Below are 22,926 nucleotides of genomic sequence, written 5' to 3'. Positions count from 1 at the left end.
TTAAAAAGAGAATTTTTTGACATTTCACCCTTTAATTGTTATGGTTAATATAATTGTTAACTTTATTAAATAAAGGTGGGATTCTATGATAAAAAAAGAGAACAGTGTATTTTATATCTCCATCTTGCTTACAACCTTATTTATTATATGGGGTGTCATACCAGCAAGCTGGATACAAGGCCATGATTTACAAAGTATCACATCTTCTTTAAACTCATTTATCCTCAATAAATTTGGATGGTTTTACTCTCTACTTATGACCACAATGCTTGTTTTAGCTACTTATTTAGCCTTTTCAAAATACGGTTCTATTCGTCTTGGTAAAGATGGAGAAAGACCAAAATACAGCTATTCATCTTGGTTATCCATGTTGTTTGGAGCAGGAATGGGGATTGGACTCCTCTTCTATGGAATCGCTGAACCGATTTCACATTTTACAGATCCATTAACAGGAAAAGCAGGTACAGAGGAAAGCGCCAAACTCGCTATGCAATATTCATTTTTCCACTGGGGACTCTTTCCGTGGTCACTATACGCGATGGTTGCTTTAACAATTGCATATTTCACATTCCGCAAACAAAAAGGTAGCACAATTGGGGCTACAGTTACTCCATTATTTAATCGATCGAAAAATTCTCCTATCGGAAAAACAGTCGATATTTTGGCTGTTTTAGCCACAGTATTTGGCATTGTGCCATCTGTTGGGATTGGTGCTCAACAAATTGCCGGAGGATTAAGCTATTTATTCCCTTCTATTCATAACACTTTACTTACTCAGCTCGTACTTATAGCTATCTTCGCTGTTTTATATTTAACAAGTGCGCAAACTGGCTTAGATCGTGGGATTAAATATTTGAGTAACTTGAATTTCTCTCTCGCAGGTATTTTACTCGTCTCCTTTTTAATTTTAGGACCAACTGTATTTATTATGAAATATTTCACATCTACACTCGGTTCTTATATCGGCGCTTTACCTAGTATGGGATTAAATTTAGGAGCATTTAGTGAAAAATCTTCTTCTTGGATTGAAAACTGGACTATTTTCTATTGGGGATGGTGGATCTCTTGGTCTCCATTCGTCGGTACATTCATTGCTCGTATTTCTAAAGGGCGCACAATAAAAGAATTTATTATTGGAGTTGTATTAGTCCCAACTCTTATCTGTACATTTTGGTTTGCAGTATTTGGCGGTACCGCTATCCATATGGAAATGTTCCAATCGCTTGGGATAGCTGATGAAATCGCAAAAAATGGTACAGAGATTGGATTATTTGCTGTTATTTCGCACCTACCATTCTCTACATTTTTAACGGTTATCGGGTTAATTTTAGTAGCCACATTTTTCGTTACTTCTGCCGACTCGGCAACATTTGTTGTTTCAATGCAAACGAGTAACGGAAGCTTATCACCGAAAAATAGTTTAAAACTTATATGGGGATTAACAATCGCGATCATTGCAGCACTTTTATTACAAGCTGGAGGATTAAATGCACTACAAATTGCAGCTATAATCGCAGCACTACCATTTTCTATCGTAGTCGTTCTTATGGTTGCTTCGCTATTTAAAGAGCTGCGAAAGGAAGATGTTAATTCGCAAACGAAAGAAGTTCCGCAAAAAATAAAAAAGATTATGTAACAATTGGCACCTCAAATTACTTCTGAATCCGTGATGACTGAGAGAAAAAAGAAAATTAACAAACCCCATTCGTATGAAATATAATTTTCATACGAATGGGGTTTTACTCTATCTATTACACAAAAGACAAACATTAATTATATACAATAATAAGATTAAACGTTATTTATTTCTTAAATAACCTCTTTCTAAATACGAACATACTTAGTGCGGAAAGAACAAGTGTTATTCCAGAAAGTAAAGTCGATGTGCTAGCTTCACCGCCTGTTGATGGTAAAGATTTCTTTCCTTCCTCCGTCTTATTAACATGTTGTGTATTTAAAGTATCTGCTGTTCTGCCTTCGTTTTCAACAACCTGATTATTTCCTTTTGGCTCTTTTACTTCCTCTTTCGCTTCTTCAACTTCTTTTGTTGGTTCTTTCACTTCTTCTTTTGACTCTTCCACTTCTTTCGTTGGTTCTTTTACTTCTTCTTTTGACTCTTCAACTTCTTTTGTTGGTTCTTTCACTTCTTCTTTTGACTCTTCAACTTCTTTCGTTGGTTCTTTTACTTCTTCTTTTGACTCTTCAACTTCTTTTGTTGGTTCTTTCACTTCTTCTTTTGACTCTTCCACTTCCTTTGTTGGTTCTTTCACTTCTTCTTTTGACTCTTCAACTTCCTTTGTTGGTTCTTTCACTTCTTCTTTTGTTTCTTCCACTTCTTCTTTTGACTCTTCCACTTCCTTTGTTGGTTCTTTCACTTCTTCTTTTGTTTCTTCCACTTCTTTTGTTGGTTCTTTCACTTCTTCTTTTGACTCTTCCACTTCCTTTGTTGGTTCTTTCACTTCTTCTTTTGGTATTAATTTTTCTACTATATTCTGCATTACAATGCCACTATATAATATGCCAGTCTCATAATGATCTGCATCTAAATCAAATTCATATATTTTTTCTCCTAAAGTACGCCAAATGATTCCCTCATCAGTAAGAGTTCCACCTTCACTCTTTAGTGTAATCTTTTCAATTGGCTCTCCCTCTAAATCATATACAGGTATTTTCACTTCTTTATTTATTTCTGCATCATCCAAAATGACCTTTTGCCTTCTAACATCAATTGTTACCCACTGACCTAATTGTATTAATGGCCTTACATCACGAATCTCATTTTCAGCTAATTTTAAACTAAGTAAGTCTAACATTGAGCCAAGAACCGTTACATCTGTAATACGATTCTCAGTAAGATTTAACCACTGTAAATTTTTCAATGAAGATAGCGGTGTTATATCTTCAATTTGATTATGAGATACATTCACATTATTCAATCGTTTCAAGTTTGAGATGAAATCAATATTTTTCAGGCCTACTCCTTCTAAAGTAAGGTTTTCTAAGTTCGTCATGTACTCTAAACCTGTTATATCTTTTATCTCATTTCCTTTTTCTTTAAGTATCTCTAATTTTTTAACCTGTAATAAATCTTCTTTTGTGATAGGAGCGTTTAAGTTCTCTCTACCTAAATTCTCTTTATTAATATGTTGTTGTAAAGTTTTATCGAGAATTACATTTGCACGTTCTTTTTGTTTTTCAACTATATTCTGTATAACCGTACCATTAAATCTTATTTTACTTTCAGTAGAATTAGTATCTAGTTTAAATTCATATATTTTTTCTCCAGGACTATTCCATTTTATAAATCCGTTATTCAGAGTAGCCCCCTCACTTTTTACATTAATATTTTGAAGTGGTTCTCCCTTAAGGTTGTATACTGGGATTTTTAATTCCTCATCTACGCTTGCTTCATTTAAAAAGATTTTTTGTCTTTGAATGTCAATTGAAATTCGCTTACCTAATTCCTCAACAGGCCTTACGTCAGAAATTTCATTTGCTCCAAGATTTATCTCATGTAAATTTGTTAAAGTGCTCAACGGCGATATATCAGAGATATAATTCTCTTCTAAATTCAGCACTTGTAAATTTCCTAATTGAGATAATGGTGATATATCTTTTATTTCACTATCAGCAATTTCTAGTTCAATAAGATTACTCATTTTACTAATAGATTCAACATTATTAATTTTATTGTTCCCTATCCATAATAGTTCCACATTATTTAATCGATCAATTCCATTAAGATCACTGATTTGATTATTTGCTAAGTATAATTGTTTCATAGTTGATAATGTAAATAATGGCTGGATATCTTTAATGTTATTACCGATTAAATCTAATGTTTTGATTTTTTTCATTTTACTTAATGGTGTAAGATCAGAAATTTTATTATCTCTTAAAAAAAGCATATTAATATTCTCTAATTGCCCAATTGGATGAATACTTTCAATTGAATTAGAAGTTAAATCAACGTACTTCAAACTTCTCAATTTCGAGATAGCTGATATATCTGTTACATTAGACTCTCGTAACGTCAACTTCTCTAAATTTGTCATATACTCTAAACCAGCTATTTCATTTATCCCTTTACCTGAATAAATGGATAATGTTTTAATTTGTAATAAATCTTTCTTTGTGATTGGCGCATCTACATTATCTCTATCTAAGTTATATTTATTAATATATTTTTGTAATTGCTTATCTAATATTACATTTCCGTTTTCATCTTGTTGCTCCTCTTTATTTTCCTTTTGTTTTTCTGAAACATTGTTTTCTAAATTTATAGCATTTACTTCAAACTGCACTTGATATTTATTATCATAGGCCATCGTTGGAATATAAATATGCATTTGCATATTGTATGTTTTTCCTAATTCTCCAACTTCAAATTGAATAACCTTCGTCCCATTTTTCTTTTTGTCTTCTGATAGGACCTTTACATCATGAAACACACCTGGCGTATGAATATCCTCTGTTTTCAAGTATTGGAAGAAATCACTATCACTTAACGTTGCTGTTACAATTTTCTTTCCATTCTCAATTGTTAATTTCGGATCCTTTATATAAACAGCTGCCATAGACTCTTCATTCGTTTTATCTTTATACGCTTTAATAACAGCATCATATGTACCATCTTCTAAACCTTGTCCCGTTTTATTCGCCTCAATTGCCACTGCCGCTAAAGCAGGTGTTGAATAAACAGCAAACGGAAGTGATAACGCCGCCGCTATAATCATTGCATTTATACGTTTTCTTTTATTTTGTTTCAACTTTACATCTCCTCCAAAATATATAATTCGAAATGTAATCATTTCTCGAATAAATGATAATGATTTTCATTATCATTGTCAACTAGGAAAATAAAAAGTTTACAAAAAAAGAACCTCTTTAAAAGAGGTTATGCCATTTTCTCACCTGATTCTTCTCTAAAAAAGCTTTTCATCGCATGAAATACGTCTGCTTTTTGCTTTAAAATATAGTATCTAAAGTTTTCATCTTTAATATTTTTATAGGCTGACATGAGTGTACTATGGCGATTATACTGATTCACTTCCCCATATCCAAACATATTACATTTCTTCATTAATTCTTCCACAAGCTTTACACACCTAGCGTTATCTGATGTTAAATTATCACCATCTGAAAAATGGAATGGATAAATATTATAGCGGTCTGGTGAATATTTATTATCAATCAGTTCTAATGCCTTTTTATATACGGAAGAACATATTGTTCCGCCACTTTCTCCTTTTGAGAAAAATTCTTCTTCTGTGACGACTTTCGCTTCTGTATGGTGAGCAATAAATTCAATATCAACTGTTTCATACTTTGTTCGTAAAAATCTTGTCATCCAGAAAAAGAAGCTACGTGCCATATACTTCTCCCACATTCCCATCGATCCACTCGTATCCATCATCGCTAACACAACAGCCTTTGAATCTGGCTTTAATACTTCATTCCAAGTGCGGAACTTTAAGTCTTCTTGATGAATTGGATGGAAAGATGCTTTACCACGCATCGCATTTCGTTTATATGCAGATATCATTGTTCGTTTCTTATCGATATTTCCCCATAATCCTGTTTTTCTAATGTCATTAAATTCAACATGTTCAATCCGATTTTCATCTATTTCTTTTCTCTTTAAATTAGGCAGCTCTAACTCTCTGAAAAACGCCTGCTCTAATTCTAAAATAGAGACTTCAGCTTCATAGTAATCTTCCCCAGCTGCATCTCCTGCTCCTTGCCCTTTTCCTGGCCCTTTTTGTTTTTGACCACCTGATCCATCTCTCGCAACGACATCACCAACTTTACTGTCACCGTTTCCTTGCCCAACATGTTTATTTTTATCATAATTGTATCTAATCTTATATTCATCTAGAGAACGAATTGGTATTTTTACAACATCTTTGCCATTAGACATAACTATACTTTCTTCTGTTACAAGATCGGGTAAATTATTCTTAATTGCCTCTTGTACTTTTTCTTGATGGCGTTGTTGGTCGTCATATCCTTTGCGATGGAGGGACCAGTTTTCCTGTGAAATCGTATAATTTGGTTGATTTTCTTCGCCCATTCCTTTCCCTCCTTACTGTAATTGTCTTCCTTTATGAACAGCAATCTATAAATTTTGTTCTGTACTGTGCAAGCTAGAATATTTGAAAGGTAACTGCCCACAGAAAATCATCCCATAAACATTTATAACGTTTTTCATACAATACCCGAGCATCCTAAACAAAATTTTGCCACTCACATAATAGAAAGAAATATTCAGCCACTGATAAGAAAGAAACACAATGCATTGTTGCACACATTTTTACTTTGCAACATATTGTATTGTGTTGGCTTTTTTCGTATGAATGGTTGGTTACTCTATCATATGCATATTGTAAAAATAATTGACAATAAATTCATGAAATTGCATCTTAATTTATTACATTTGGACAAGGTATGACACTTTATACACATATGAACGGATAATAAAACGCTGTCCCGCAAAATACAAGAGACAGCGTTTTGTTATCAAACTATCGGTTTAACAAGCTACCTACATAGCGTAATAATTCATTTGCTGAAGAAGAATTATAGCCATGCTCATCAATTAAACGCGCAACAACATCATTGATTTTCTTAAGCTGATTTTCGTCTGGCGTTTTCGTTGATGTTGTAATTTTCACTATATCTTTTAAATCAGCAAATAGTTTTTTCTGAATCGCTTCACGAAGACGTTCATGTGAATTATAATCAAAGCGTTTTCCTTTACGGGCATAAGCAGAAATGCGAATTAAAATCTCTTCACGGAACGCTTTCTTAGCATTTTCTGAAATCCCAATTTGCTCTTCAATTGAGCGCATTAATTTTTCATCTGGACTCATTTCTTCTCCTGTTAACGGATCACGTAATTTCGATTTATTGCAGTACGCCTCGACGTTATCTAAATAATTATCCATAAGTGTCTTAGCCGATTCTTCATATGAATAAACAAACGCCTTTTGTACTTCTTTCTTTGCGATTTCATCGTATTCTTTTCTCGCTAATGAGATGAAATTCATATAACGTTCACGGTCTTCATTACTAATCGATGGATGCTGATCCAGCCCATCTTTTAAAGATCTAAGTACATCTAACGCGTTAATAGATGGTACCTCTTTTCGAATGATTGTAGACGAAATTCGGTTAATGACATAACGAGGATCAATACCCTTCATACCTTCATCTTGATATTCTCGTTGTAGCTCCTCTACATCAATCGCATTATAACCTTCTACCGTTTCTCCATCATACAAACGCATCTTTTTAATTAAATCAATATCCGGACGCTTCGGATCTTTTAAACGAGTTAAAATAGTGAACATTGCTGCAACGCGAAGTGTGTGTGGTGCAATGTGAACATTCGACACATCACTTTCACGAATCATTTTTTCATAAATATGTTCTTCTTCACTTACTCGTAAATTATAAGGAACTGGCATTACAATAATTCTTGAGTGCAATGCCTCATTTTTCTTATTTGCTATAAATGAGCGATACTCTGTTTCATTCGTATGCGCTACAATTAATTCATCTGCTGAAATAAGCGCAAATCTTCCCGCTTTGAAATTCCCTTCTTGCGTAAGCGATAATAAGTGCCATAAAAACTTCTCATCACATTTTAACATCTCTTGGAACTCCATCATTCCTCGGTTCGCCTTATTTAATTCTCCATCAAATCGATACGCACGCGGGTCTGATTCTGAACCATATTCTGCAATCGTAGAAAAGTCCAGACTACCTGTTAAATCTGCAATATCCTGTGATTTTGGATCAGACGGGCTAAATGTACCAATCCCTGTACGGCGATCTTCAGAGAAGAAAATACGCTCTACAACTACATCCTCAATTCTTGATCCGTATTCTTGCTCTAAACGCATGACATTTAGTGGTGATAAATTCCCTTCAATTCTAACCCCATACTCATCAAAGAAATCATCTCGTAAATGATGTGGAATTAAATGCAGTGGATCCTCATGCATTGGGCATCCTTTAATTGCAAAAATTGCTCCACGATCTGTTCGTGAATATGTTTCTAATCCTCGTTTCAACATCGTAACTAACGTTGATTTCCCTCCACTAACAGGACCCATTAATAATAAAATTCTTTTTCTAACATCTAATCGTTTTGCGGATGGATGAAAATATTCCTCTACAAGACGTTCTAGAGCATCCTCTAATCCAAAGAGCTGATTACTAAAGAAGTTATACTTTCTTCTACCATCAACTTCTTCAATTCCAGCATCTTTTATCATATTGTAAATGCGAGAGTGTGCTGTTTGAGCCACCCATGGTCTTTCTTTCACAAGCTCCAAATACTCCGCAAACGTACCTTCCCATTGTAACCGTTCTTCTGCTGCTCGATGCTGTTCAATCTTTTTTAGAATATCCATTATAGCTCCTCCCCCATCTCCTTGTTCAATCGGATTATTATAAAAGGTATGCTAGGATGTCCTTAAACATTCTTTAAATCAAAACGAAATATATAATAGCACGCTAAAATTCTCTCCAAAATTCAAAGAAAATTCTGTATAATATAGGTATTAACGTTTTCACACTGCTATTCATTATAAATAAATTCTTTTCTTCTAAGAACCTTACATACATTTTGGGTAATAAATAGAACTCGTGAACCGAAAAAAGTAAGGAGGATATTAGTATGAAATTATTATTAATTTTAGGTGTATCACTCACATTTCTTACAGCTATTTTTACATCTGGTTACAATGACAAACCAGGTACACATAAAAAATGATGTGCTTTTAGCACATCATTTTTTTATACATTATTTATAATACATATTTTCCATATCATATTTGGATAATGGTCGACTATAATAATAACCTTGTACAAGCTTCACATTCTTTTCTTTCAAAAACTGTATTTGCTCCTTTTTTTCTACTCCCTCTGCAATTACATTCAGTTCTAAAGTATGAGCTAAATGAATAATTGCAGCTGTAATATTCGTATCACGTTCATCTATATGTATACCTTCCATAAAAGAACGATCAATTTTTAAAGTATCAATTGGATATGTTTTCAAGTAACTTAAAGATGAATAGCCTGTTCCAAAATCATCTAAATGAATCTTTAAATTTTGTTCTTTTAATTGTAGTAACACTCTCTTCGATATATCTTTATGTATAAGAGCTCCTTCTGTAACCTCTATCGCTAATAAATAAGCTGGTACATTGTACTTATTTAAAGCCCGTGTAATCATCTCTATTAATGTAATAGAGCGAAAGTGTCTAGCTGAAATATTAACTGCAATTGGGACCACTTCATATCCTTTATTTAACCATTCGCGCAGTTGCTGACACACTTGATTTACTACCCATTCATCGAGCTTAATAATAAATCCTGTTCTTTCTGCCAACGGAATAAATTGATTTGGAGAAACAAATCCTAATTCCTTATTCTCCCACCTTATTAAAGCTTCCATACTAGCTATTTTTTTCGTTTCAATATTAATTTGTGGCTGATAATATAAGAAAAACTCATTTTTTTCTATAGCACGATGTAACTGGTTTTCTATTATAAACCTTTGTTCACGCTCACAGTCTAATCCACTACAATAAAAATGATAATGTCCTTTTCCTTTTTCTTTTGCTTTTTCTAAAGCAGCATCGACCCTCTGAAATAGTATTTTTTCATCTTCTCCATCTGCTGGAGCCATTACAATTCCAATTGACGCACTTAAATATACATCTTCTTCCTCGATTACAAAATATTCACTAATATTTTTCAGTATGCCTTTTGCAATTTCCTCTACACATTCTTTTGTTATATTTTCTATTAACATAACAAATTGATCATCGTGTTCTCTAAATAAGTGCATACCTTCTATTTTTAGATTGCTTAAACATTCTGTAACTTTTTGTAATACTTTATCTCCCTCTTTATGACCAAATGTATCATTAATACGATGAAACTCATCTAAATCTATAAATACAAGCGCAAAATTTATACTCTCTTTTAAAAAAGTATTTAACTTATTTGTACATGAAATTCTATTCATTAATCCCGTTAACTGGTCATAGTAGGCTAAATATTCTGTTCGCATTTCGTTTAATACTTGCCTTGTAACATCTCTCGTAACAATATAAACTCCAACAATTTCACCGTTCACAATAATCGGGATAGTTCTCAAAGAAATATATAGCTCGTACCCTTCTTTATGAACATATTTCTTTGAAACAATTTGTTTTGCTCTTCCCTGCAGAGCTCCTTTAAATAGAATTTGAAAGTCTTTTTCATATTCTTTATTAATGAATTCAAAAATAAATTTATTATTTAACTCTTCATACCGGTATCCAAATATTTCATACGTTGCCGGGTTTGCATATGTAACTCTCCCTATAGAATCTATAGATATAATTGAGTCATTATTATATTCTAGTAACGACTTAAATAACATTTGTTTTTCCTCTATCTCTGTCTTCTCCTCAATTTGAGCTGTAATATCTCTTGTAATACAAATAACAAATTGACATATTCCTTCTTCATCGCAGACAGGATTAAGTGAAGATTCATAATGTATCTCACCTTTTTGTAATTTGACTACATCACAAAATGTGTGTGCTTTCGCTTCTCTCACTACTTTTTCATATTGCCTTTGCAATATCCCCGCTATATCTTTTGGTAATACTTCTGCAAAAGTTTTTCCATAGCACTCTTCGCTTAACCTAGCATAATCCATTCCTATTCTATTCACATACATATATTTAAACGTTTCATCATCAATAACTTTCAAAATAAATACTAAATCTTGAATAGCATGTAATAATCCTTGTCTAATTAAATCCATATCTATCATACTTAAAAAGGTATTTTGATTACTATATTCTTCCTTCATATTTATCTCAACCCGTCTTATCTATTTTTAATCATATATCCCATTCTATATGATTATGTCCTCTCTTTTAAATGTATGATTACATATTATTTTTATTTTATAAAAAAAAGTCGCCATATGGCGACTTTTAATAAACGATTTCTAAATCTAATCCAGGGTAATTTTGTTGACGGAACGCTTCATAAATTAAAATTGCTGCTGTATTAGATAAATTTAATGAACGTACTTTATCTGTCATTGGAATACGTAAACAATGATCAAAGTTTTCTTCGATTACATTAGCTGGTAAGCCGTTTGTTTCTCTTCCAAATACAAAATAGTAATCCTTCTCGCGCTTGCTATAGTCAAACGCTGTATGAGCTTTTTCGCCATACTTCGTTAAATAGAAGAATTCACCATCTTTATTTTTTTCATAAAATTCTTCAATTGAATCATAATACGTAATTTTCACGTGCTGCCAATAATCTAATCCGGCACGCTTTAACATTTTATCATCCGTTGAAAATCCAAGCGGTCTAATCAAATGTAATTCTGTTCCAGTTGCTGCACAAGTACGAGCAATATTCCCTGTATTTGCTGGAATTTCTGGCTGATATAAAACAACATGTACTCCCACGCGATATTCACCTCTGTTTTTTGTCTACTACGTATTATACCACTTGAGCGAAAAATCTCTACCCATTAATAATATGAAAGAATTTATATTTCATTTGTGGTGTATATTTACTAGAGTCTTCATAGTTCCAATAACGTCGACGGCTATTCGCTGAATGTGCATTTACAAGCGGCATACCATCTGCATCTTTTGCTACTACAATCGTCGTATGATTCCATCTTCCGTCATCCTCGAAATCATAAGCAATAACATCTCCAAGAATAAGTTCTTCTGGCCTCTCTACCGCCTCTGCTCGAAGTCCTGTTGTAGCACCTGACAAATACCAATAAAAAGAATGTGCAACAGCCCAGCTCCAACTCCACTGATTCTCCCTTTGCCACCATCCTTTACGAATATTAGGATATCCGTTCATAGGTACTTCTCCAGTATGAAGACATTGAGAAATAAAATTCGTACAATTATCAGGGAAATTACGATACATAGGATTTCGGTCATCCCACCAACGCTCTGCATATTTCACTGCCTCTAAACGATTATACTGATAAGAACCGTACTTCTCTTTCGTAATTTCCCTTTCTAATGTCTCACCCATTCTAATTTCTTCTGACACTTCAATATCATAATCGCCTATAATCCGACTATTATTTAAACAAACTCTTCGTTTTAATTGTTCCTCTTCAATATAAAATAATTCTTTATGCTTAATTAAATATTTAAAATGTATTTGATAATCAATTTCTTGATGGTCATTACTATTTAATTGTCTAATGAAAGAAACATCCGCAGTTGCTTTCACTATATGTGCACTACGCCTTTGAAACAATTGTTTCTTTCTCTGTGCCATTTGTAGTAAATCCTCAGCAATACCATCCACGTCTGTTCGTTTCTCTGTGATATATGCTAAAAACTGTTGTACTTGCTTTTCAATATTCATTTTTACAGCCATTTCGTTTCCCTCCCATATTACAATATGAAAAAGGGAAATATTATCTACTCTTTTTTCTGTGCTAACAATTCAAGCCCGCGCTTCATTTCATGAAGTACTTCTTCATCTTTCTCACGTTCCATCGCTTTCTCAATCGCTTCGCCTACTCCATCTCCCCCAATTTTCCCAAGTGCCCATGCTGCCGTTCCGCGCAATACCGGTCTTGGGTCATCTTTCATAACACCAATTAAATCAGGAATTGCCGATGCTTCTTTAAAATGTGCTAATGCTAAAATCGCATTTCTTTGCAGTGGCTTTTTCCCTCTCCATGACCCTGACATAATCCCATATTTCTCTTTAAAATCACGATTACTAATTGTTAAAAGTGGCGTTAATAATGGTTTAACTAGCTCAGGGTCCGGCTCCATCTCAGGATGATTATGAAAATCCATTCCTTTGTTTTTCGGGCAAACAGTCTGACACGTATCACATCCATATATACGATTTCCTATTTTATCGCGATATTCTTCAGGTAGGAATCCTTTCGTCTGTGTTAAAAAGGCAATACACTTCTTCGAATCTAACTGTCCCCCCTGTATTAAAGCACCTGTAGGACAAATATCGATACATTTCGTACAGCCCCCGCATTGATCTTCTATCGGCTTATCTGGCGGGAATGGAACATTTGTAATCATTTCCCCTAAGTATACGTACGAACCGAATTCAGGTGTAATAATAGCACAGTTTTTCCCACTCCAGCCAATGCCTGCACGCTCTGATACAGCTCGATCACTTAATTCACCTGTATCAACCATGGACTTCACTTCTATATCTGGAAGTTTTTCAATTAAATATGCTTCTAATTTTTGCAAACGATCTCGTAAAACAAGATGATAATCTTGTCCCCAAGAAGCACGGCAAAAAATTCCACGGCGTTCTCCACGCTTACTTAATGGTGCATTTTTTAATTTTGAAGGATATGCTAAAGCAATCGCAATAATTGATTTAGCACCCGGTAATAAAAGTTGCGGATTCGTTCTCTTCTCTATATCAGGCTCTTCAAATCCAGATTGATAATTTAATTGTTGTTGCTGGATTAAGCGCTGCTTTAATTCCTCAAAAGGAGAAGCACTCGCAAAGCCTATTTTATCTATGCCAATTGTTTTACTATACGCAATTACATCTTGCTTTAATTGTTCAAAATCCACTCTTAATCGCCTCCTCAGATGAATCCATCATCCCTTATGTAACGACTTTATTGGTTAGTAATTCACTTTTGGAATACTATTATTTACTTCTATTTTCGCATGTAATTATATTTTTCAAACATTAAAAAACGCAATGCCTCGTTTATCTCGGAAACGAAACACTGCGTTGATCACAATTTATAGAAAAACATTTAATAAAATTTGGAGCGGGTGAAGAGAATCGAACTCTCGACCAGAGCTTGGAAGGCTCTTGTTTTACCACTAAACTACACCCGCAAATATGAATTACATATAAGATATTAGAATAACTTATGTAAAGTAGTATAGCATGTTAAAAAAATAGAGGCAAGAATTTTATCGAAAAAAGTCGAAAAAGTGATGAGAGACCTCATCACTTTTTCAATTCTTTATCAATGGCCTTCTTCATACTATCGAAATCAGGGTTTGCAAGATTTCCGTTTACATATACTGAAGGAGCACCTTGAACTTTTAATTTTTGAGCACGATCTGAATCTTTACGTACTTTTTCTGTCATTTCTTTACTGTGTAAATCTTTCTTAAATTGCTCTACATCAACTTTTGGAAGTTTCTCTTTCACAATGCTAAGAAGCAAATCTTCTGTAATCCATTCTTCCGTATCTTTCTTTTGATTTTGATAAATCTCATCATAGAAAATCCAGAATGAATCTTTATCTTGTTTATAAATTGCTTCACCAGCTGCTGCACCTAAATCCGAGTCTTTTCCGATAAATGGGAAGTTAATAAAATATAACTGCACTTTGCCTTTATCAATATACTCTTCTTTTAATCGAGGTAATACTGTTACATCCCAAGTACGACAAGCAGGACATTTGAAGTCTCCAAATTCAACTACCTTAACTGGAGCATCATCTTTCCCTAAAGATTGTTGCGTGGAATAAGCAAACATCTCATTCCCTTTATCTTTTTTGTCATTTATGATGCTATACGCAATTGTTCCAATTACAATCAATACTGCGATAGAAAAAACTATACCAAGAGCCATGAGTTTATTTGATTTCATATACATTCCTCTTTAAATTCATATTCTGTATACAGCATTGTACACAATACACATAATATCAACACTTATATACGTCACGCAATGAACACGCTCACATAAATTACAAAAACACAATAATTGTGACGATATTGTGTCACAATTTGTCACAATTTATTCAAAAAAAGAAGCTCCTCTGTAGGAACTTCTCTTAACTTACTGCTTTTTTACGCGCGCTATTTAACATCGACTGCTCTATTTTTATATCATGACGAATTACCAATTTCTCACTAACTGCTTGAACATACTCATCATGGCTTATATAGCCTTCTTTCTCCATTAGTCTCAAAACGACATTTCGTCTCTCTACTGCTTTATCATAATTTTGGGCAGGTGAGTAATAAGCAGGTGCTTTTACTACAGCAGCCATCATTGCACTTTCAGCCAACGTTAATTGGTTCACCTTTTTACCGAAGTAAAGGTTTGCTGCTTTTTCAATTCCCCATGCTCCTTCTCCATAATAAATGTTACTTACATATAATTTTAAAATTTCATCCTTCGTAAATGTACGTTCAATTTTTTTCGTATAAAAAATCTCTTTCCACTTACGAGAAAATGTACGTTCATTCGTTAAAAAAGCATTTTTAGATAGCTGCTGTGTAATCGTGCTTCCTCCTTGTACGACACCACCAGCCTTTATATTCTCAACAGAGGCCCTAATAATTGCTATATAATCTAAACCGTTATGATGATAAAATCTTTTATCTTCTGTCGCAATAAATGCATGTGTTAATGATTCTGGTACCTCTAACTTAGCCGGCACATGTAATTTACTAATATCACTTTGCTCAATCATTACATTTCCAATGAATAATAACGTACAACTTAACAATAATAATAATATAATGGCTTTATAAAAAAGTTTAGTCATTGGATTTAATGCAACTTTTTGATGATAGTTCACCCTAGATAATACTCGTTCTTTCATCTTGAACACCTCTTTTCCGCACAGCATATAACTCTTACTTTAAGAATACATTGTTGTAAAAAAATATCCCATCGATTTCTCTTACACGTACCTTACATCATTGTAAGGTATAAAGTGAAACTTTAATAAGCCCTCATCAATCAGGCTTACTGCCCAGCAAATAGTCGGATAAAAAAGTATTGTATCACAGTCTTTTTTTATCTACTATTCATCTGAAATATTGAATATAGGTATGTTAAAGTACGAATAACCAATAAGAGAGTAACCCTTAAGACTATTATATTTTCACTTTACACTTTAATTATATCATCTACAAATATATGTACTTTTAACTATCTAGTAATCTAAATGTATATAACATATAAAGTGAAACTTTAATCAGTGGAGGTTTTGTTCATCCCCACTGATTATTAGCCCTCACCAATTGAGCTGCCCGGCAAATAGCGGGATAAATCCATTATACAGAACAAACGTTCTACAAATCAATACTAGCGCTATTATTATTTTGACCTTTTTCTTAAACAGTATACAAAAAAAAGAGTAGTGATTTGAATGTATCTCAAATCAGTCACTCTTTTCTTTACAATCTTCCTATTAAACTATACGGCTGTACTTCCCACGTTTCGTACGGAATATAATGTGTTGCTCTCATCGCATCAAGCGTTCTGGATTTCATATGAGGACGCGTTATATACTCATCTATATTCTCTTCATTTAAAGCAACAAATTTAGCCTCTTGTATTTCTTCAGGTTGAATTTTTATTTCACCGCTCACATATGCCACTTTAAAAACAACAGCTAAAATATGCATAGAAGCATTATAGTAAACACCTGTAACTCCAACCGGCTTCACAGTTAAACCGGTTTCCTCAAACATTTCCCTACAAACTGCTTGATCGAGCGCTTCTCCTTCTTCCACCTGTCCTCCTGGCAACTCCCACGTATCCGATCGCCAATGTACTTTAGCTAATAACACTTCATCTTTTTCATTTGTTAAATAACCTGCTACAGCAACGATATGCTTTGGTGTTTTATGTTCCATATTAAACCTCCTAGAAATAATGATTATTTCATATATCCCTATAAGCATATTCCCTGTCTACAACAAAATACCTTTACTAATTCATCAACTTAATTAACTTCATAAAAAAAGCCTCTATCCGTTAAACGGACAGGGCTTCTATCGTATTATTCTCCTAAGTCTACGTTGTGGTAAACTTGTTGCACATCTTCTAAATCTTCTAATGCATCAACCATTTTCTCAAATTGTACTTGAGCATCTTCGGGAAGTGTAACATCACTTTGTGCAAGCATTGTTAATTCTGCAACTGTAAATTCTTCAACACCAGCACCTTTAAGTGCAGATTGTACTGAATGGAATTGATCAGGTTCAGCATACACGATAACAGAATCTTCTTCTTCTAGAATGTCACGTGCATCAACATCTGCTTCCATTAAAATTTCAAGAACTTCATCTGATGTTTTACCTTCAAGGCCGATAACAGCTGTCGCATCAAACATGTAAGCTACAGAACCGTTTACACCCATGTTACCACTGTTTTTGCTAAATGCAGCTCGTACATCTGCTGCAGTACGGTTTACGTTATTTGTAAGTGTATCTACAATAACCATAGCTCCATTTGGTCCAAATCCTTCATAACGAAGCTCGTCATAATTTTCCTCTGAACCGCCTTTTGCCTTTTCAACTGCACGATCAATAATTGTTCTTGGTACATTGTATGTTTTCGCACGTTCTAATACGACTCTAAGCGCTTGGTTTGATTCTGGATCTGGCTCTCCTTGTTTTGCCGCCACATAAATTTCACGTCCAAATTTCGCGTATATACGGCTTGTATTTGCATCTTTCGATGCTTTTTTGTCTTTAATATTGTTCCATTTACGGCCCATACTTTCCACTCTCTTTCTCGTTTTAAATCTACATAAAAATATTAATATGAAATATAATGTGTGTTCAACACATTTTTAAAAGAAATATAAAAAGTTCATTTTTGATTCATATTACAGACATAATATAAATCACTATCATTTTGTTCTTTCGACAAGTTATATTATACATGAATTCCTAAGTTTATTACGAATTTTAGCATCACATAATATAATTTAACAAAAAAGACTCTAACATTTCTGTTAGAGTCTTTTTATATTGCCAATACCGATTTCCATAATATTCCCATAATTACTTTCTATTGCTGTACAATAAAAATAGGGAAAAATTTGAAGAAAAGGTGGAGGGAGAATTATGACACATTCAAATGAGAAAAAATCACATGCTTTTAAAGGAATAGGAGAGAAGTTAAACCCAACTATCTATCAAGTAAGATTCATGAAATTAGATGAACCAATCCAATTTGAGGCGTTTCCTGAATTGAAGGAATTAGGGGACTGGTTGAGTACTTCAACGCACATGTGGTCGTGCCACTCAACTATGTACAAATACAACAGAGAAAAGTTTGAAAAGAAGTTTTTAGAAATTACGAAATTAACAGCTGATCATGTACTAATATCTACTGGTGGTGTCGGATTTAACTTCATGTCACCGGGGTGGAGAAATTCTCTCTAGAGTGCTCGAAGGGAATATTATAGAATACCGCAATTAAAAGGATAAAATTGAATGTTTGTTTTTATCCTTTTAATGTTTCGCAGTTTACTCACCGTACACTTTTTGTGCTTATTTTGTCATGTAATGAAAAGAAAACAAAAAAAACTCTATACTAATTGTATAGAGTTTTTTTACGACGTTCATGATACCGATGGTCGGGGTCGAACCGACACTCCCGAAGGAACACGATTTTGAGTCGTGCGCGTCTGCCAATTCCGCCACATCGGCACAAAAGAAAAGGCGGCAACCGGATTTGAACCGGTGATAAAGGTTTTGCAGACCTCTGCCTTACCACTTGGCTATGCCGCCATATTAAATTTCATTGGAGCGGAAGACGGGATTCGAACCCGCGACCCCAACCTTGGCAAGGTTGTATTCTACCACTGAACTACTTCCGCAAAAATGGCTGGGCTAGCTGGATTCGAACCAGCGCATGACGGAGTCAAAGTCCGTTGCCTTACCGCTTGGCTATAGCCCATCGAATTCTTACTTAATTATATGTAAGTATCAATTAAATTATTTGTAATTTTAAAAATAAAAATGGGGCGACTGATGGGAATCGAACCCACGAATGCCGGAGCCACAATCCGGTGCGTTAACCACTTCGCCACAACCGCCATGTTGTGTAAATATATTTGGCAGGGGCAGTAGGAATCGAACCCACACTGGAGGTTTTGGAGACCTCAGTTCTACCTTTAAACTATGCCCCTATGTAAATGGTGGAGGGGGGCAGATTCGAACTGCCGAACCCGAAGGAGCGGATTTACAGTCCGCCGCGTTTAGCCACTTCGCTACCCCTCCGAAACTTACATGGTGCCGGCTAGAGGACTTGAACCCCCAACCTACTGATTACAAGTCAGTTGCTCTACCAATTGAGCTAAGCCGGCGTATTTTATTAAAATAAATGGTGGCTCGGGACGGAATCGAACCGCCGACACGAGGATTTTCAGTCCTCTGCTCTACCGACTGAGCTACCGAGCCTTATTAAAATGGCGGTCCCGACCGGGGTCGAACCGGCGATCTCCTGCGTGACAGGCAGGCATGTTAACCACTACACCACGGGACCATTTGGTTGCGGGGACAGGATTTGAACCTGCGACCTTCGGGTTATGAGCCCGACGAGCTACCGTACTGCTCCACCCCGCGATGATACTATTCATATAAAATTCATATGGTGGAGGATGACGGGATCGAACCGCCGACCCCCTGCTTGTAAGGCAGGTGCTCTCCCAGCTGAGCTAATCCTCCAAAGTGGTGACCCGTACGGGATTCGAACCCGTGTTACCGCCGTGAAAGGGCGGTGTCTTAACCACTTGACCAACGGGCCAAATATTATAAATCCTATGGCGGAGAGCAAGGGATTCGAACCCTTGATACGCTTGTGACGTATACACGATTTCCAATCGTGCTCCTTCGGCCAACTCGGACAGCTCTCCAATGGCTCCGCAGGTAGGAATCGAACCTACGACCGATCGGTTAACAGCCGATAGCTCTACCGCTGAGCTACTGCGGAATAATATTGCCTGGCAACGTCCTACTCTCACAGGGACAAGGTCCCAACTACCATCGGCGCTAGAGAGCTTAACTTCCGTGTTCGGTATGGGAACGGGTGTGACCTCTCTGCCATCATTACCAGACATTATTCTTTTGAGACAATCATTATTATAACTTATTCACTTTAAAAGTCAACAAATTTTTTATGTTCTCTCAAAACTAGATAACATTGCTACATATTATATGGTTAAGTCCTCGATCTATTAGTATTCGTCAGCTCCACATGTCACCATGCTTCCACCTCGAACCTATCAACCTGATCATCTTTCAGGGATCTTACTAGCTTACGCTATGGGAAATCTCATCTTGAGGGGGGCTTCATGCTTAGATGCTTTCAGCACTTATCCCTTCCGCACATAGCTACCCAGCTATGCCCTTGGCAGAACAACTGGTACACCAGCGGTGCGTCCATCCCGGTCCTCTCGTACTAAGGACAGCTCCTCTCAAATTTCCTACGCCCACGACGGATAGGGACCGAACTGTCTCACGACGTTCTGAACCCAGCTCGCGTACCGCTTTAATGGGCGAACAGCCCAACCCTTGGGACCGACTACAGCCCCAGGATGCGATGAGCCGACATCGAGGTGCCAAACCTCCCCGTCGATGTGGACTCTTGGGGGAGATAAGCCTGTTATCCCCGGGGTAGCTTTTATCCGTTGAGCGATGGCCCTTCCATGCGGAACCACCGGATCACTAAGCCCGACTTTCGTCCCTGCTCGACTTGTAGGTCTCGCAGTCAAGCTCCCTTATGCCTTTGCACTCTACGAATGATTTCCAACCATTCTGAGGGAACCTTTGGGCGCCTCCGTTACACTTTAGGAGGCGACCGCCCCAGTCAAACTGCCCACCTGACACTGTCTCCCGGGTCGATAAGACCCGTAGGTTAGAATTTCAATACAGTCAGGGCGGTATCCCACCAGCGCCTCCACCGAAGCTAGCGCTCCGGTTTCAATGGCTCCCGCCTATCCTGTACAAACTGTACCAAAATTCAATATCAGGCTACAGTAAAGCTCCACGGGGTCTTTCCGTCCTGTCGCGGGTAACCTGCATCTTCACAGGTACTATAATTTCACCGAGTCTCTGGTTGAGACAGTGCCCAAATCGTTACACCTTTCGTGCGGGTCGGAACTTACCCGACAAGGAATTTCGCTACCTTAGGACCGTTATAGTTACGGCCGCCGTTTACTGGGGCTTCAGTTCAGAGCTTCGCTTACGCTAACCCCTCTCCTTAACCTTCCAGCACCGGGCAGGTGTCACCCCCTATACTTCGCCTTACGGCTTCGCAGAGAGCTGTGTTTTTGCTAAACAGTCGCTTGGGCCTATTCACTGCGGCTTTCCGTTAAGAAAGCACCCCTTCTCCCGAAGTTACGGGGTCATTTTGCCGAGTTCCTTAACCAGAGTTCTCTCGCACACCTTAGGATTCTCTCCTCGCCTACCTGTGTCGGTTTGCGGTACAGGCACCTTTTATCTCGCTAGAAGCTTTTCTTGGCAGCGGGGAATCAAAGACTTCGCTCCATAAGGAGCTTCCCCATCACAGCTCAGCCTTCACGATAAGCGGATTTGCCTACTTATCAGCCTAACTGCTTGGACGTGCACAACCAATCGCACGCTTCTTCTATCCTTCTGCGTCCCTCCATTGCTCAAACGATAAAGAGGTGGTACAGGAATATCAACCTGTTGTCCATCGCCTACGCCTGTCGGCCTCGGCTTAGGTCCTGACTAACCCTGAGCGGACGAGCCTTCCTCAGGAAACCTTAGGCATTCGGTGGACGGGATTCTCACCCGTCTTTCGCTACTCATACCGGCATTCTCACTTCTAAGCGCTCCACCAGTCCTTCCGGTCTGACTTCACTGCACTTAGAACGCTCCCCTACCACTGATACCATTGGTATCAATTCGCAGCTTCGGTGGTGTATTTAGCCCCGGTACATTTTCGGCGCAGAGTCACTCGACTAGTGAGCTATTACGCACTCTTTAAATGGTGGCTGCTTCTAAGCCAACATCCTAGTTGTCTAAGCAACTCCACATCCTTTTCCACTTAATACACACTTTGGGACCTTAGCTGGCGATCTGGGCTGTTTCCCTCTTGACTACGGATCTTATCACTCGCAGTCTGACTCCTAAGGATAAGTCATTGGCATTCGGAGTTTGACTGAATTCGGTAATCCGATGAGGACCCCTAGTTCAATCAGTGCTCTACCTCCAAGACTCTTACACTTAAGGCTAGCCCTAAAGCTATTTCGGGGAGAACCAGCTATCTCCAGGTTCGATTGGAATTTCTCCGCTACCCACACCTCATCCCCGCACTTTTCAACGTGCGTGGGTTCGGGCCTCCATTCAGTGTTACCTGAACTTCACCCTGGACATGGGTAGATCACCTGGTTTCGGGTCTACGACCACGTACTAAACGCCCTATTCAGACTCGCTTTCGCTGCGGCTCCGCCTCTTCAGCTTAACCTTGCACGGGATCGTAACTCGCCGGTTCATTCTACAAAAGGCACGCCATCACCCATTAACGGGCTCTGACTATTTGTAGGCACACGGTTTCAGGATCTCTTTCACTCCCCTTCCGGGGTGCTTTTCACCTTTCCCTCACGGTACTGGTTCACTATCGATCACTAGGGAGTATTTAGCCTTGGGAGATGGTCCTCCCAGATTCCGACGGAATTTCACGTGTTCCGCCGTACTCAGGATACATTCAAGAGAGAACGAAGTTTCGACTACGGGGTTGTTACCCTCTACGACGGACCTTTCCAGGTCGCTTCGTCTACCTCGTTCCTTTGTAACTCCGTATAGAATGTCCTACAACCCCAAGAGGCAAGCCTCTTGGTTTGGGCTATGTTCCGTTTCGCTCGCCGCTACTCAGGAAATCGCATTTGCTTTCTCTTCCTCCAGGTACTTAGATGTTTCAGTTCCCTGGGTCTGTCTTCCATACCCTATGTATTCAGGTAAGGATACCATACCATTACGTATAGTGGGTTTCCCCATTCGGAAATCTTCGGATCAAAGCTTACTTACAGCTCCCCGAAGCATATCGGCGTTAGTCCCGTCCTTCATCGACTCCTAGTGTCAAGGCATCCACCGTGCGCCCTTTCTAACTTAACCAAACTAAAAA

At 37.0% G+C, this 22,926-nt stretch carries 13 protein-coding genes, 16 tRNA genes and 2 rRNA genes; 2 read left to right on the top strand and 29 right to left on the bottom strand.

Annotated features, from left to right (window positions below; genetic code table 11):
* Positions 1-85: 85 nt before the first annotated feature.
* Positions 86-1,636 (top strand): glycine betaine transporter OpuD, encoded by a 1,551-nt coding sequence (gene opuD, locus NZ044_RS03065; RefSeq protein ID WP_000591601.1) that lies wholly within the window; start codon positions 86-88, stop codon positions 1,634-1,636.
* A 166-nt stretch (positions 1,637-1,802) separates the two neighbouring features.
* Here the strand turns inward: opuD and NZ044_RS03060 are convergent, their stop codons facing one another.
* The 12 genes from NZ044_RS03060 to NZ044_RS03005 all read right to left on the bottom strand — a co-directional run bounded on the left by NZ044_RS03060 (position 1,803) and on the right by NZ044_RS03005 (position 17,545).
* The gene (locus NZ044_RS03060) at positions 1,803-4,769 is read right to left on the bottom strand and encodes a leucine-rich repeat domain-containing protein (protein ID WP_340949551.1); all 2,967 of its coding nucleotides are present in this window, start codon (positions 4,767-4,769) and stop codon (positions 1,803-1,805) included.
* A gap of 128 nt (positions 4,770-4,897) precedes the next feature.
* Entirely contained in the window at positions 4,898-6,073 is a 1,176-nt protein-coding gene (gene yhbH / locus NZ044_RS03055; protein WP_000503516.1) for a sporulation protein YhbH, read from the bottom strand.
* Positions 6,074-6,524: 451 nt separating this feature from the next.
* Entirely contained in the window at positions 6,525-8,420 is a 1,896-nt protein-coding gene (locus NZ044_RS03050) for a PrkA family serine protein kinase (RefSeq protein ID WP_000353273.1), read from the bottom strand.
* Between the two features lie 392 nt (positions 8,421-8,812).
* A complete protein-coding gene (locus NZ044_RS03045) occupies positions 8,813-10,882 on the bottom strand; it encodes a sensor domain-containing protein (protein ID WP_000657163.1) in 2,070 nt (689 codons plus the stop codon).
* 127 nt (positions 10,883-11,009) lie between these two features.
* Positions 11,010-11,498 (bottom strand): tRNA (uridine(34)/cytosine(34)/5-carboxymethylaminomethyluridine(34)-2'-O)-methyltransferase TrmL, encoded by a 489-nt coding sequence (gene trmL, locus NZ044_RS03040; protein ID WP_000538147.1) that lies wholly within the window; start codon positions 11,496-11,498, stop codon positions 11,010-11,012.
* Positions 11,499-11,556: 58 nt separating this feature from the next.
* A complete protein-coding gene (locus NZ044_RS03035) occupies positions 11,557-12,444 on the bottom strand; it encodes an amidase domain-containing protein (protein ID WP_000279323.1) in 888 nt (295 codons plus the stop codon).
* Positions 12,445-12,488: 44 nt separating this feature from the next.
* Entirely contained in the window at positions 12,489-13,631 is a 1,143-nt protein-coding gene (gene queG / locus NZ044_RS03030; protein ID WP_000345208.1) for a tRNA epoxyqueuosine(34) reductase QueG, read from the bottom strand.
* A gap of 202 nt (positions 13,632-13,833) precedes the next feature.
* Positions 13,834-13,907: transfer RNA gene (locus NZ044_RS03025), tRNA-Gly, on the bottom strand.
* A gap of 115 nt (positions 13,908-14,022) precedes the next feature.
* On the bottom strand, positions 14,023-14,673 hold the full coding sequence (locus NZ044_RS03020) for a DsbA family protein (protein ID WP_098506697.1): 651 nt from the start codon (positions 14,671-14,673) through the stop codon (positions 14,023-14,025).
* Between the two features lie 187 nt (positions 14,674-14,860).
* Positions 14,861-15,637: a transglycosylase domain-containing protein gene (locus tag NZ044_RS03015; RefSeq protein WP_000664718.1), complete on the bottom strand. Its 777-nt coding sequence runs from the start codon at positions 15,635-15,637 to the stop codon at positions 14,861-14,863.
* A 580-nt stretch (positions 15,638-16,217) separates the two neighbouring features.
* Positions 16,218-16,679 (bottom strand): NUDIX hydrolase, encoded by a 462-nt coding sequence (locus NZ044_RS03010; RefSeq protein WP_000400451.1) that lies wholly within the window; start codon positions 16,677-16,679, stop codon positions 16,218-16,220.
* A gap of 146 nt (positions 16,680-16,825) precedes the next feature.
* Positions 16,826-17,545 (bottom strand): YebC/PmpR family DNA-binding transcriptional regulator, encoded by a 720-nt coding sequence (locus NZ044_RS03005; RefSeq protein ID WP_000532954.1) that lies wholly within the window; start codon positions 17,543-17,545, stop codon positions 16,826-16,828.
* A gap of 352 nt (positions 17,546-17,897) precedes the next feature.
* On the opposite strand from NZ044_RS03005, the gene NZ044_RS03000 reads away from it, so the two are divergent.
* On the top strand, positions 17,898-18,218 hold the full coding sequence (locus tag NZ044_RS03000; RefSeq protein ID WP_000149824.1) for a DUF3884 family protein: 321 nt from the start codon (positions 17,898-17,900) through the stop codon (positions 18,216-18,218).
* A 185-nt stretch (positions 18,219-18,403) separates the two neighbouring features.
* Here the strand turns inward: NZ044_RS03000 and NZ044_RS02995 are convergent.
* The 17 genes from NZ044_RS02995 to NZ044_RS02915 form a co-directional block, all read right to left on the bottom strand.
* A tRNA-Leu gene (locus NZ044_RS02995) sits at positions 18,404-18,485 on the bottom strand.
* Positions 18,486-18,495: 10 nt separating this feature from the next.
* Positions 18,496-18,566: transfer RNA gene (locus tag NZ044_RS02990), tRNA-Cys, on the bottom strand.
* A gap of 14 nt (positions 18,567-18,580) precedes the next feature.
* Positions 18,581-18,655: transfer RNA gene (locus tag NZ044_RS02985), tRNA-Gly, on the bottom strand.
* A gap of 5 nt (positions 18,656-18,660) precedes the next feature.
* Positions 18,661-18,735 (bottom strand) — tRNA-Gln (locus tag NZ044_RS02980).
* A gap of 63 nt (positions 18,736-18,798) precedes the next feature.
* A tRNA-His gene (locus tag NZ044_RS02975) sits at positions 18,799-18,874 on the bottom strand.
* A gap of 19 nt (positions 18,875-18,893) precedes the next feature.
* Positions 18,894-18,967: transfer RNA gene (locus tag NZ044_RS02970), tRNA-Trp, on the bottom strand.
* 7 nt (positions 18,968-18,974) lie between these two features.
* Positions 18,975-19,058 (bottom strand) — tRNA-Tyr (locus tag NZ044_RS02965).
* A gap of 10 nt (positions 19,059-19,068) precedes the next feature.
* Positions 19,069-19,144 (bottom strand) — tRNA-Thr (locus NZ044_RS02960).
* Between the two features lie 18 nt (positions 19,145-19,162).
* A tRNA-Phe gene (locus NZ044_RS02955) sits at positions 19,163-19,238 on the bottom strand.
* 9 nt (positions 19,239-19,247) lie between these two features.
* A tRNA-Asp gene (locus tag NZ044_RS02950) sits at positions 19,248-19,323 on the bottom strand.
* A gap of 3 nt (positions 19,324-19,326) precedes the next feature.
* Positions 19,327-19,403 (bottom strand) — tRNA-Met (locus NZ044_RS02945).
* A 26-nt stretch (positions 19,404-19,429) separates the two neighbouring features.
* Positions 19,430-19,505, bottom strand: a tRNA-Val gene (locus NZ044_RS02940).
* A 4-nt stretch (positions 19,506-19,509) separates the two neighbouring features.
* Positions 19,510-19,584, bottom strand: a tRNA-Glu gene (locus NZ044_RS02935).
* Positions 19,585-19,601: 17 nt separating this feature from the next.
* A tRNA-Ser gene (locus tag NZ044_RS02930) sits at positions 19,602-19,693 on the bottom strand.
* 2 nt (positions 19,694-19,695) lie between these two features.
* Positions 19,696-19,770 (bottom strand) — tRNA-Asn (locus tag NZ044_RS02925).
* Positions 19,771-19,778: 8 nt separating this feature from the next.
* Positions 19,779-19,894 (bottom strand): 5S ribosomal RNA (gene rrf / locus NZ044_RS02920).
* 100 nt (positions 19,895-19,994) lie between these two features.
* Positions 19,995-22,916, bottom strand: a 23S ribosomal RNA gene (locus NZ044_RS02915).
* Positions 22,917-22,926 lie beyond the last annotated feature (10 nt).

Source organism: Bacillus sp. FSL K6-1338 (assembly GCF_038006965.1).
In the GTDB taxonomy this organism is placed as follows: Bacteria; Bacillota; Bacilli; order Bacillales; family Bacillaceae_G; genus Bacillus_A; species Bacillus_A thuringiensis_S.
The sequence above is the reverse complement of the archived record's forward strand: the minus strand, read 5'-3'. Positions and strand labels throughout refer to the sequence as shown.